The organism is Bradyrhizobium sp. USDA 4538 (genome assembly GCF_024171045.1).
Classification (GTDB): Bacteria; Pseudomonadota; Alphaproteobacteria; order Rhizobiales; family Xanthobacteraceae; genus Bradyrhizobium; species Bradyrhizobium australafricanum.
The window spans coordinates 142,908-154,269 of record NZ_JALJZE010000001.1 but is presented as its reverse complement, the minus strand read 5'-3'; the positions used below and the strand labels follow the sequence as shown (position 1 = coordinate 154,269).

At 62.1% G+C, this 11,362-nt stretch carries 10 protein-coding genes; 3 read left to right on the top strand and 7 right to left on the bottom strand.

Annotated features, from left to right (window positions below):
• Positions 1 to 15: 15 nt before the first annotated feature.
• The 6 genes from J2R78_RS00655 to J2R78_RS00630 all read right to left on the bottom strand — a co-directional run bounded on the left by J2R78_RS00655 (position 16) and on the right by J2R78_RS00630 (position 8,024).
• Positions 16 to 1,029 carry a transglutaminase-like cysteine peptidase gene (locus tag J2R78_RS00655; protein WP_253609347.1) on the bottom strand — a complete coding sequence of 338 codons (1,014 nt, stop codon included), beginning with the start codon at positions 1,027 to 1,029 and terminating at the stop codon, positions 16 to 18.
• Between the two features lie 220 nt (positions 1,030 to 1,249).
• Positions 1,250 to 2,500, bottom strand: a complete 1,251-nt coding sequence (locus J2R78_RS00650) for an HlyD family type I secretion periplasmic adaptor subunit (protein ID WP_018270880.1) — start codon at positions 2,498 to 2,500, stop codon at positions 1,250 to 1,252.
• Positions 2,501 to 2,514: 14 nt separating this feature from the next.
• The gene (locus J2R78_RS00645; RefSeq protein ID WP_309145034.1) at positions 2,515 to 4,686 is read right to left on the bottom strand and encodes a type I secretion system permease/ATPase; all 2,172 of its coding nucleotides are present in this window, start codon (positions 4,684 to 4,686) and stop codon (positions 2,515 to 2,517) included.
• 249 nt (positions 4,687 to 4,935) lie between these two features.
• Positions 4,936 to 6,540 carry a TolC family outer membrane protein gene (locus tag J2R78_RS00640; RefSeq protein WP_253609345.1) on the bottom strand — a complete coding sequence of 535 codons (1,605 nt, stop codon included), beginning with the start codon at positions 6,538 to 6,540 and terminating at the stop codon, positions 4,936 to 4,938.
• Positions 6,541 to 6,906: 366 nt separating this feature from the next.
• Positions 6,907 to 7,365, bottom strand: a complete 459-nt coding sequence (locus J2R78_RS00635; protein WP_253609344.1) for a hypothetical protein — start codon at positions 7,363 to 7,365, stop codon at positions 6,907 to 6,909.
• 122 nt (positions 7,366 to 7,487) lie between these two features.
• Positions 7,488 to 8,024: an NYN domain-containing protein gene (locus J2R78_RS00630; RefSeq protein ID WP_253609343.1), complete on the bottom strand. Its 537-nt coding sequence runs from the start codon at positions 8,022 to 8,024 to the stop codon at positions 7,488 to 7,490.
• An 839-nt stretch (positions 8,025 to 8,863) separates the two neighbouring features.
• Between J2R78_RS00630 and J2R78_RS00625 the strand changes: the two genes are divergently transcribed.
• On the top strand, positions 8,864 to 9,433 hold the full coding sequence (locus tag J2R78_RS00625) for a hypothetical protein (RefSeq protein WP_253609342.1): 570 nt from the start codon (positions 8,864 to 8,866) through the stop codon (positions 9,431 to 9,433).
• A gap of 42 nt (positions 9,434 to 9,475) precedes the next feature.
• On the opposite strand, the gene J2R78_RS00620 is transcribed toward J2R78_RS00625, so the two are convergent.
• The gene (locus J2R78_RS00620) at positions 9,476 to 9,706 is read right to left on the bottom strand and encodes a hypothetical protein (RefSeq protein WP_253609341.1); all 231 of its coding nucleotides are present in this window, start codon (positions 9,704 to 9,706) and stop codon (positions 9,476 to 9,478) included.
• Positions 9,707 to 9,961: 255 nt separating this feature from the next.
• Here J2R78_RS00620 and J2R78_RS00615 point away from each other — a divergent pair, with 255 nt between their 5' ends.
• Positions 9,962 to 10,426, top strand: a complete 465-nt coding sequence (locus J2R78_RS00615) for a nuclear transport factor 2 family protein (RefSeq protein WP_253587259.1) — start codon at positions 9,962 to 9,964, stop codon at positions 10,424 to 10,426.
• A 143-nt stretch (positions 10,427 to 10,569) separates the two neighbouring features.
• Positions 10,570 to 10,728: a hypothetical protein gene (locus J2R78_RS00610; protein ID WP_253609340.1), complete on the top strand. Its 159-nt coding sequence runs from the start codon at positions 10,570 to 10,572 to the stop codon at positions 10,726 to 10,728.
• The last annotated feature ends 634 nt before the right edge of the window (positions 10,729 to 11,362 follow it).

Here is an 11,362-nt window from a genome sequence, read left to right as displayed (position 1 = left end):
CTTTCTTGCGCGCAATCACATCAGCACGGGCAGGAAGCCCAAGAGCGGGCTTGCCGCGTCCAGCGCTTCCACGCCGGTCCATTCGGTCTCCGCCGCATTGGCGGCCGCCGGCGCCGCGTCAAGTTCATCGCCGAGCGGGAGCCGCTTGGCGTAAGGTGCCGCAAACAGCTGCACGCCGCGGTCGTTGATCGCGAACATCGGCGTGAAGTTGCCGAGCTCGCCGTCATCAATCAGTTCGGAGCGGCGGCTGTCCAGGATCAGCCAATGGCCGTCCAGGCGCGCCGCCAGCACGGCATGATCCTGGCGGATGGCGCGATCGCGGCCCAGCACCAGGCGCAGATCCTCGCGCGGGAAGCCGGCTTCGCTGAGCGCGATGTATTTTGCGATCGCATAGTCCTCGCAGTCGCCCTTGCCGGTCGCGAAGGTGGCGAGCGGGGCGGTCCAGCGGTCGGCCTCGCCGTGCTGGGCGAAGTCGCTGACATAGCGGATCGCCTGATTGACGGCGCGATTGGCCTCATCCAGCCGGTCGCGTCCGGCTTTGGACTTGACCGCGCCGATCAGGCGAAGGAATTGCGCGGCTTGCGACGGGCAGCCGGTCGCGCTCTCGCGGCATTGCTCGAGAACGCTCGCCTCCTTTGCGAGATCGGATTCGAGGCCGCGCCATTTGCGCCACAGGCCGTTTTCCGGTGCGCGGAAGGTGAACAGGCCAAACGGCTCGGCGCCGACAGGCGGAAGCGGCTTTGCCGCGGGCACCGCGTCGGTCGCGGTATTTGGCGGTGTGAGCGAGGCGGTGCGAATGGCGTTCGGACCCCGGCCGCGCTGCCGGTCGAGCTTGGCCAGGACGTCGGCGATGGTGAAGAAGGTGGCAGGCGGGCGGTTTGACGCGGCGTCCGCAGCGGGCGCGAGCTCGCCGGCGGGTTTTCCGACAGAGAGCCCGTCCGCGGCAAATGCGACAGGCGCTGCGCAAAGACCGATTGTCAGCGCAGCCGCGGCCATGACCGCCGACGAAGCAAAGTTCAGCGACTTCATATGACGTCCCCAATGTCGGGGACCGTCAACGTCTGTGCGTCGATCTGCGTCCCCGCTGTTATCGGGACGCAAACTGGCGCCTTGGCCGCTTAAGCGGAGTTAAGTGGAGGGGGGCGCCGCCTCGAATGTCGAAAAGGCGGTCAATCCGGGGTTTGCCGGTTCGTTCGAAATTGAACGAACCGAGGTCACGATCGGTTAACCACGGAATCCGTGGTCCCGATCAGCGTTCGCGCAGGGCCTCGTCACGCAGCAGGCGGGCGGGCTTCACGATGTAGTCCAGCACGGACTTCTCGCCGGTCAAGACCTCGACCGTGGTCACCATGCCCGGAATGATCGGCAGCGGATGCTGCTCGGTGCCGAGATGGTTCTTATCGGTACGCACCATGACCCGGTAGAAGGTCTCCTGGCGTTCGGTCTTTTCCGCCTTGTCGTCGACGATGGTGTCGGCGCTGATGCGTTCGACCTTGCCCTTCAGCGATCCGTAGACCGAGGAATCATAGGCGCTGATCTTCACCACCGCGTCCTGGTCGGGACGGATAAACGCGATGTCCTGGGGGCGAATCCGGCCCTCCACCAGCAGCGTGTCGTCCAGCGGCACGATGTCCATCAGGTTGGCGCCCGGCTGCACGACGGCACCGATGGTGCTGATGTTCAGTTTGTTGACGATGCCGTGGACCGGCGCCTTCAGATCCGTGCGGCGCACCCGGTCCTGGGCGGACTTGATATTCTCGTCGAGCACGGCGAGGTCGGCACGCGATTTGGCCAGGTCCTCGTCGGCCTGTGAACGGAACGACGCGGTGATGTTCGCGATCTTCGACTGCGCTTCGGCCAGCTGTCCCTTCATTTCGGTTGCCTGCCGATCAAGTCGCAGCATCTCGATCTCGGGCACCACCTTCTGCTCATACAGCCTGCGCGTCAGGGTCTGCTCGCGCTCGAGGAGCTTGAGGGAGCCGGTGAGGCGAGTGACCTGCTGGTTGAGGACGTCGATGTCCTGCGCGACCTTCTGACCCCGCATCTTGAACACGCTGGTCTCGGTCGCGACGGCGGCGGGAACCATCTTGTCGAGATCGTCCGGGAAGGTGATCTCGGCTCGGCCGCGCGCCTCGGCGTCGAGGCGGGCCACCCGCGCCGCCATCGCCGCGCGGCGCTCGCGGATTTCGCCGAACTCGGAAGCGAATTTCGTATCATCGATCCGCATCAGGGACTGGCCCTGCTGAACGATGTCGCCTTCCCGGATCAGGATGTCGCCGACGATCCCGCCTTCGAGCGATTGAACCACCTGCATCTGCCGCGACGGCACGACGCGGCCGCTGCCGCGCTTGACCTCGTCCAGCACGGCAAAATGAGCCCAGATCAAGAACGTCGCAAGCAGCGCGCACGACGTCCACAGCAGCATGCGGGAGGTGCGCGGCGTGCGCAGCAGCGCCGCGGACCGGATATCATTTGCAAATGTGAAATCGGAAGACGCCATAATGTATTTGCTCGTTATGCGGATTTCGGCTGAATCGTATTCTCCGGCGACGGGGCCGCGGACGCCGGCCGGCCCTGGAGCAAAGCGAGCACCTTGTCGCGCGGGCCGTCGGCAACCAGGCGGCCATTGTCGAACAGCAGCAAGCGATCGACCATATTCAGCAATGATAAGCGATGGGTCGAAATGATGATGGTCATGCGATCATCATTGAGGCCCTTGAGCCGCTCAAGGAACTCCTGTTCGCTGCGAATATCGAAGTGCGCCGTCGGCTCGTCGAGAAAGAGCACGCGAGGCTTGCGGATCAGAACGCGCGCGAGTCCGATGGCCTGCTTCTGGCCGCCCGACAGGCTGCGGCCGCCTTCCGAGATGGGCATGTCATAGCCCATCGGGTGACCGGCGATGAAGCTTTCGACGCCCGAAAGCCGCGCGGCAAGCAGGACTTCCTCGTCGGTTGCTTCCGGCTTGCCAAGGGCGATGTTGTCGCGCAGCTTGCCGAAGAACAGGTCGGTATCCTGCATCGCAAAGCCGATGCCGGCGCGCAGGTCCGAGGGATCGTATTGGCGCGAGTCGACGCCATCGACCAGGATGCGGCCTTCCTTCGGCTCGTAAAATCCGAGCAGCAACCTGCCGACCGTGGTCTTGCCAGAGCCCACCCTGCCGATGATGCCGACCCTTTCTCCGCCCTCGATCTTGAAGCTGACCTTTTCGAGCGCGTTACCCGGCGCGTTGGGGTAGGCGAACGATACGTTCTCGAAGGCGACCTTGCCGTCTTCGATTCGTCTTGCGACGTAGGACCGGGTCGGCGAGCGTTCCCGCTCGATCGACATGATGCGATCGATCGCCTTGAGGGCCGTGATCGTCTGCGTACCCTTGGTGATCACCGAGGCGATCCCGGCGATCGGCGCCAGGACGCGCCCGGCGAGCATGTTTGCGGCGACCAGCGCGCCGACGCTCAGCTTGCCGTCGAGGATCAGGAAAATGCCGACGATGACGAGGAGCAGGCTCGTGATCTGCTGGGCCGTGCTCGCGCTCGTCAGCGACATCGACGACCAGAAGTGAACGTCCTCGCCGGATCGGGCGGTCGCGGCAACCGAGCGTTCCCACAAGGTCTGCATGCGGGCCTCGGCGCCGGTTGCACGGACGGTTTCGAGGCCGGACAGCGACTCGACCAGCACGCCGTGCCGGGCGGCGGATTCGGCCTGCAGCCGCTTGATGGCGCGATCGAGCGGGCGCTGCAGCAAGAAGCCGATCAGCATGACCAGCGGCAGCATGATCAGCGGGATCCAGGCCAGCGGTCCGGCGATGAGGAACAGCACCCCAACGAAGAGAATGGCGAACAGCAGATCGGTTGCCGAAACCACGCTTCCGGAGGTGAAGAACTCGCGCACCGAGTCGAAGTCGCGGAGCTGATTGGCCAGGATGCCAACCGAAGTCGGCCGCTGCGCCATCTTCACCGACATCACGTGCTCGAAAATGTTTGCGGCCAGCACGACGTCGATGGTCTTGCCGGTCACGTCGATCATGCGGCTGCGGACCATGCGGAAGATGAAATCGAACACGATGCCGAGCCCCATGCCGATCGAGAGAGCGATCAGGGAGGGGATCGCCCCGTTGGGGATGACACGGTCATAGACGCTCATCGTGAACAGCGGTGTCGCCAGCGCGAGGATGTTGGTCAGAAAGGCCGCGACCGCGATGTGCCCGTAGCTGCGCCAATGCGTCTTCACCACCGACCAGAACCAGTGGCTCTTGGGGATGTCGCCTGCGGCGACGGCGCGCGCATCGGCCTGCGGCGCGCTTCTCACCAGGAACGCATAGCCGGTATAGTCCGTGGCGAGCGAGGCGATGTCGGCGACGCGCGGGCTGTTCGGCGTCGCCGGATCAACGACCTTGATCGACCTGTTCGCCGGGTCCACACCCAGAAGGATCAGCGCAGAGCCGTTCTTCATGACAAGGACGGCCGGCAGGACCAGCGCGGGAATGTCTGAAATGTCGCGCTTGACGGCCTCGGTTTCCAGACCGGCGCGCCTGGCCGCGCGGTCATAGAGCGAAACGGACAAGCGTCCGTCCGTGATCGGAAGTCCGCCGAGCAGAGCTTCGCGGCTGACCGCGCGGCCGTGATGGGCGGCGAGATAAGTCAACGATGCGGTGAGGGGATCGTCGCCCAGCGCGCGTGGCCCATTTATCGCGACAGGCTTTGAGGTTGAGTCATCCGGCGAGGGGCGGACGGCGTCGGCCGCCGCGCTGGGGGTTCGAAACAACAACTGAAACCTCGACAAGCAAAATGGAAATGCAGCAATCGCATTAGATTTCGGGCAGACTACAACAAACAGCGAACAAATTCAGCGAAACTTATCTTAACGATTAATAAGGAATCGAAAGGGCCCCGACTTGGGGCCCTTCCGGCAGTCTTGTCCTGAGCTTGTTGGCGGTCGCTACCGAGCGGAACTCGGGAAGGCCGACAGCAGCCAGTGGGGCTTGGTCGACGCATAGGAGCTCGCGTTCGCCGTGACCGAAGGGTCCGTGTAAATGACGTTCGGGCCGTCCGCAGCGGTCTTTTGCTGCTGCATCCATTCCGCTGAACCGGGCACCGCTGCGGTCGTCGTCGCACCGGTGAAGCGGTCCGCAAAGCCAACATCCTTCGGCTGGGCCGCCGCATAGGTCTTGGCAGGACGGGCGACAGGCGCCGGAGCGGCGACGCGCAGCGGCTCGGACCCGGTTTGCGGGAGGTTCACGCGAAGGGTCGGGAACGAGTAGCGGGGCAGGCCGATCGAAAGCATGTCCGTCGGCGCAGCATCGACCGGCGGCGGAGCCTTCAGATACTCGATCAAGGTGCCCATCGCGGCCAGCAGCTGGTAGTCCGCGAAGACCACGACGCCGCGGGCTGAGGTGAGCGAGACCGACGTGTTGAAGAACTGGTTCTGCGCGTTCAAGAGATCGATCAGGGAGCGCTGACCGAGTTCGTATTCCTTCTGGTAGGCCGTGATGGTCTTCCTGGCTGCTTCCAGCTCACGGGTCAGAGCACCGATGCGCGTGGCCGTAATCGTACGGGCATTCCACGCCTTGTCGATCGACTCATAGGCGTCGCGTTGCAGGCGAGCGTGGCGCATGGTGGCTTCGGTGTAGCGCTCGGCCTTCTCTGACCGATTCCACGCGTCCTGGCCGCCGCGGAAGATGTCCCACGACATGACAACCTTCCCACTGTAGTCCTCATGCGTGATGGCGGGAGTTCCCGGGGCCGCCACGTATGGGTAGGAGTTGTCGTAATGGGTTGCCCGTCCCTCGAGATAGAATTTCGGACCGAAGGTGCCGTCGGTGGCCTTGAACGCGTGCTTGGCGGCGTCGGCGTCGGACTGTGCCGCCGCGATCGTCGAGTTGAACCGGAGCGTGGTCGCCAACGCTTCGTCGCGGCTGTGCGGCAATCCCGCGAGAGGGGCGGGGAAGCGAACATTGATCGGCTCGAGGCCAACCGTCTTGCGGTACTTCGCCCTGGCGTCATCCAGGCTGCGCTGGAATTCGGCAAGTGCCGCACGGGCAGCCTCGACGCGCTCGCGGGCTTGCTCCAGATCGCCTTCGCCCGCCCGGCCGCCCGAGAAGCGGGAGTTCACGTTTGAAAAGATCTTTTCGTGGTTGGCGACGTTTTGCTGGGCAAGACTGACCAGCCGCATGTAGCGCGTGACGTCGATGTAGCCTTCGGCGGCGTCGAGGGCCAGCAGCTCGGTTCTCTCCTTGACGCGGGAGGCGGCGGCATTGACCCGCGCGGTCTGGCGCCAGACGTCATAGATCGACGAAAAACCGTCCCACAGCAGCTGGCGCACCACGACCGATTCCTGGCTGCCATTGCGCCATGGTCCTGAACCCACGGTCGGCGCCGCCTGAATGTTCGGGGTGATGAAGCCCGGCGATTGATCGAATTTTTCCGGGCCGTAGCTGGCGTCAATGCGCACCTGCGGCAGCAGTGTGCTTTGGGTTTGCCGCAGCTCGCTTTCCGTCGCCCGCCGGTTCGCCGAAGCCTCGCCGATACCCGGGTTGGTCTGCATGGCCTGGCGCAAAGCATCATTAATAGAAAAAACCTCGGCACATGCTGGCGTTGCCGCCAGACATAGGCACGCTATGACCGTGTATGCCGACTTCATAATCTCAGCCCCTACTCACAAAAATATTATGTAGAATCCTCCAAAGGGTAACAAAGGACAGTTCCGCGACCTATGACATTTCAGCCACACAGGCGGCCTAAGTGGGGGCCGAACCATCCGAGGTCCGGTGCGCGCAAATCTAAACATTTTTATTAAAATTCAGTGATTTATATGATGTTCTGTGATCGCGCGAACTGGTGCCGAGCCGCAACACCGGGGACCGGAACATGAAAGATCAGTTAAGCCCATCTTAAGGTTGGCGGCAGCCGGCTACTGCTGGCGACAGGTCGCCAGGTAGGTTGCAACGAAGGGCGCGGCCTTGGTGTCCGCGGAGGGGCCTCCCAGTCGGCTCGTTAGTTTGTAGAGCGACTTGTCGCCAAAATAGAACCGGAAGATCTCGGCCGTGGTGTCGTCCGTGCGGGTCGCGAAGATCGACGCGGCGGTACGGCGGGCGGCCGCAAAGACGTAGGTCGTGAGCTTGGCTCCTCCCTTGCCTTCTGCCGCGACAGATGTCCCCCAAGTGACCGTGAAGGTGTCGCCATCGATCACGACGGCGGGCCGGACCGTATCGAGATCGTCATCGATCCACTGGGCGTCGCCGCCTTTGCCTGACGGGCCGAGCTCGACCCGTTTGCCCCGCGGCGTGTCGCAGGTGAACCGGGAAGGTTCGGCGATCGCAGCGCTCGTCGCCGCCAAGAACAGCAACAGGCAGCCAACCGACCTCCACATGGGTGTTACCCTCTGTTTCGTTGTTTGGAGGATAGTGATGTCAGCGCCTGACTCGCGCAACTCGGTGATTTACGGACAAACAGAGCTGCTTTGCTTCCTCGCCGGAAGAGGCGCCCGCGATTTTACTCGGGCGCGATCGGGTGCGCTGGACGTTCGATCGATGCCCTGAGGCTTTCGAGTTCGAGGAAGACGTCAGCTTGCCTGCGAAGCTCATCGGCGATCATGGGAGGCTTTGTTCGGATGCTGGAAACGACCGTCACGCGGACACCAGCCCGCCTGACGGCTTCGACAACGGCGCGCAGATCACCGTCGCCAGAGAACAGGTACGCGTGGTCGATGCGGTGCGCGATTTCCAATGCGTCGACCGCGAGCTCGATGCCGATGCTGCGCTTCATTCGCCGCCGCCCTTCGCCGTCATCGTGCGTTTTGGCTAACTTTCTCCTGACCGCATATCCGTTGTAATCGAGCCAATCCACCAGCGGCCGAAGGCTGCTGAACTCGTCGTCGTCTCTCACGACCGTGTAGAAGTAGGCGCGGACGATCTGTCCATGCTTGCCGAACTCCGACAGCAGTCGCCGGAAGTCGACTTCGAAGCCGAGGTTCTTGACCGTGGTGTGAAGATTCGCGCCATCGATGAAAAGTGCAATGCGATCGGCCATCTCAAATCCCCATGACGCCCGGATCAGTGTGTACGCTTCGGTTCTGAAAATTCCTCGAGCGCATCGTGGGTGAGCGCCAAAACTGACATGACTGATCCTAGAGCAAGGACTCGCCCTGGAAAAAGTGAAAATTTTCGCCAACCCGAATGCCATACGAATCGTGCGCCTGTTGATAACATAACGGTCGAAAGCGCGCGGCTGGCCGCCCACGCAAACAAAACGATTGTCGTTGAACAACGATGCGGCCGTTCGCGCCGACGAAGCACGAAGGCGCATTCGCCAGCGCAGAAAAATTGGCCGCCATGGCAATTCGATGGCATCGGCGGTTCGAGCACGTGCGCAACGCCGATTCTGATCTCTGCAGCGTCAGAAACGAACGCCCGCCGTCGATGCCGAGCAAAGGTGCAGCGCGGCCGTGCCGCCGCGCCGCTACTCACAAGGCCATTGTTGCGTCACCGACAAAACTACATCTAAAATCAATCTAGTGTAGCGGCATCATTTCGTGCCGGCGCGATATTTCGAGATACCACTTTTTTGCAGATGCAGGTTTTGGTCGATACCAATTTCGCCGCAGGAAGGACGGCCTTGCGTGCCCACATTACGCAGATGGTTATTCTAGCGGGCGGGTGTGGATGCGCGGCGGCGTGTCTGTCGCGCCGCCTCAACCAGTCTCTCGCATGCATTGCTAACGAGCCGTCGCGATCGACCCATTGCTCGATGTTCCGATCAGCAGGAGGCAGGGTGGGGCGCTCGCGATGGGGCTTGCCGTGATCGATGGGGCAATCGGGCGTCCGATCGAGGCGGGCACCAGGGAGTGTTGGGCAAGGCGCGCGAGATGCTTGGTCGTTCTCTCGTTCTGCATCATGCTGTCCTGTTGCGGGGCCGCTCGCCAGGCCATCGAGAAGGAGGCGGGACCGGCACCGGATCCAATAACGGAGACGGCAACAGCGGCCACAGAGCCGACACCAGCGGCGACAACGACACCGACGCCGACGCCGGAGGCGACAGGGACGCCGGCACCGGCGGCGGAACCGGTCAACCTGAACGGCGCACTCGCGGAATGCCGGAACGCGTTTCCGGATCAGATCGCGCAGGCGGTCGCGAGAGCGTCGTGTGTGATCAAGGCGACCGAGCTCGTCCGACCGCTATTGCCGTTTCCCGATCTGCTTGATCGGGAGAATGCGCTGCGCAAAGCGCTGGCCGAGCAGGTTCAAGCAAGAACAATGTCCCTGCTTGAGCGCAACATCCAGATTCAGAAGCTGCATTCGCAGCTCCTCGAAGAGGAGCGCAGCAGGCTATCGGCCGCGCCCGCGGACGGGAGCAAGCCGCCGCTGGCGGTCACACAGTGGCGGCAATCCAATGGGGAAAGTTGCGGCCGGCTGGGAGGGGATTCCGGGACGTGTTATTGAGTGGAAGGTCATATGTCCGCCTCTTCCCGAGAGGTGGCTCGCCTACACTGCGGCAATTGGGCGGTCCGAGCCGATCCTCATCATGGGAGGACGAGCCGTGGCAGTTTGTTGAGAAGCTTTGTCGGAATCGACGTCGCGAATCTGAAAAATGCCATCGCGATCGCCGAAACAAGCCGGGGAGGAGAGGATCGCTTTTTCCGTGAGGTCGATGCGTCGGCAACCGGCATGCGTCGAGCCTTTAAACGGACCGCCAGCCGGCTTGTTGGTGTGCATCGCTGTGCGAGGCTGGTTCGACTAGCTACGGGCTCTATCGCCTAATCCTGTGGCTCGGCCACGAATACGACCGTGGGTGCCTCAGATAGCTTCGCACGTGGTGGGTGGGCTGTTAGAGCGCGTGCTACGCGAAGTGCCCACAGGCCGACGCACTTTGATCTGCATCAAGGTCTAGGCTGGCGATCACAGACTAAGCAAGCGATGGAGGCGGGCCTCCGCCTCCATCCCTGAGGCTTCAACAGAGGGAAGAACATTATGCGCAAATTATTCGGAGCAGTATGTTTCTCACTGTTACTTTCTGCAGTTCCTGCAAATGCATTCGATCAAAGTCAGAAGGACGAACTCGGGAAGATTAGCACCGCCTATGAGCAGTATTTCAACAAGCAGGATGCTGCAGGCATTACTTCACTTTTTGCGAAAAATTACCTGCGCGTTACGCCAATGGGGATTGTTGACAACACGAAGTACTATGAAGGAGCGTTCAAGGCCGGGATGAATCACTTGGAAATAAGAACAACCGACGTTCAGCTCTTGTCGGAGAACATGGCTATGCGAACCGGCGAGGCCCGCGTAACCGGCAAGAGTGAGAAAGGTGATCCTCTGGAATTGAACGCTTTCTGGACCAGTCTCGATGTTCGTGAGAATGGCCAGTGGAAAATTCGTATGCTGACGTCGATGCCCAAGGCACCGCCGCAGCCGCAAGAGGAAGCAGCCAAATAACCTGAGGCGTCGGCGAACTTCGGGGCGGCAAACTGCCGCCCCGCATTCCGTGCTACAACTCCGGGGATCCTTGTGGCCCGTGGCTTGGGTCTCGGCGGGTTTGATCCCGGGTTGCGCCGCCATGCGGCGCGTCGGAGACCAGAATGCGCCGGGTCGTTGAACGGATCGCCAGCCGTTTTGTCGGTGTGCAGCTCTGTTACGAAGCCTGTCCGACTGGCTACGGCCTTTATCGTCTGATCCTGTTGCTCGGCCTTGAATACGCAACCCTGATGCGAGGAAGACGGGGATCTGGTGAAGACTAACCGCCGAGGCGCCCATCAACTTGATCATGCGCGAGCCCAGAACGCGTCTGGCGGATCGAGAGCGAGCTTGGCGCGCCTTCGGCCTTCACCTGGGCGCAAACCAAGTGCTCGGCAACGCCAAGGCGCACCTCGGTCTTACGTCGCTGGCAAATGGAAGGGCCAGCGCAGGATCTGGCCTGGCGCGCAGTAGTCGACCAGTGGGGCGTCATCTCATAGATTCGCGATCAGACCTAATTAGCGTACCGCGTACCTCCGAGGGCTGCGTCGGCATGCCTGCCTTGGGTTTTTCTCGTCATGCTGCGGATTGCATCGCGTGCCGGTTCTCTCGAGAAAGCCTTCATATTCGTCCCATGATCCACGGCTCGTCCCAAGCGATCAGCACTGCAATCGTCAATGCGGCGATGACATAGAGGAGGAATTCGGTTCTCGTGACGTTGAACATCATTTGAGTCCTCGTTCGCCTCTGTTTGTGTCTGCTCAGGTGGCGCGCGTGGTTCTAAAATTCCATGGGCGTATCCTGAGCACCCTAGCCGAAATGATTAATTCTGGAGCAAGGACTCGGCAGGGAAGAAGCGGAAGTTCTTGCGATCGCGGCTAGCGTACGAATCGTGCGCTTGCTGATAAGGCGGCGGTC

Bases quoted from the DNA above. Each gene is read 5' to 3' on its own strand.
- J2R78_RS00655 (WP_253609347.1), bottom strand. From the start codon at position 1,029: ATGAAGTCGCTGAACTTTGCTTCGTCGGCGGTCATGGCCGCGGCTGCG.
- J2R78_RS00650 (WP_018270880.1), bottom strand. From the start codon at position 2,500: ATGGCGTCTTCCGATTTCACATTTGCAAATGATATCCGGTCCGCGGCG.
- J2R78_RS00640 (WP_253609345.1), bottom strand. From the start codon at position 6,540: ATGCAGACCAACCCGGGTATCGGCGAGGCTTCGGCGAACCGGCGGGCG.
- J2R78_RS00635 (WP_253609344.1), bottom strand. From the start codon at position 7,365: ATGTGGAGGTCGGTTGGCTGCCTGTTGCTGTTCTTGGCGGCGACGAGC.
- J2R78_RS00630 (WP_253609343.1), bottom strand. From the start codon at position 8,024: ATGGCCGATCGCATTGCACTTTTCATCGATGGCGCGAATCTTCACACC.
- J2R78_RS00620 (WP_253609341.1), bottom strand. From the start codon at position 9,706: ATGCACACCAACAAGCCGGCTGGCGGTCCGTTTAAAGGCTCGACGCAT.
- J2R78_RS00615 (WP_253587259.1), top strand. From the start codon at position 9,962: ATGCGCAAATTATTCGGAGCAGTATGTTTCTCACTGTTACTTTCTGCA.
- J2R78_RS00610 (WP_253609340.1), top strand. From the start codon at position 10,570: ATGCGCCGGGTCGTTGAACGGATCGCCAGCCGTTTTGTCGGTGTGCAG.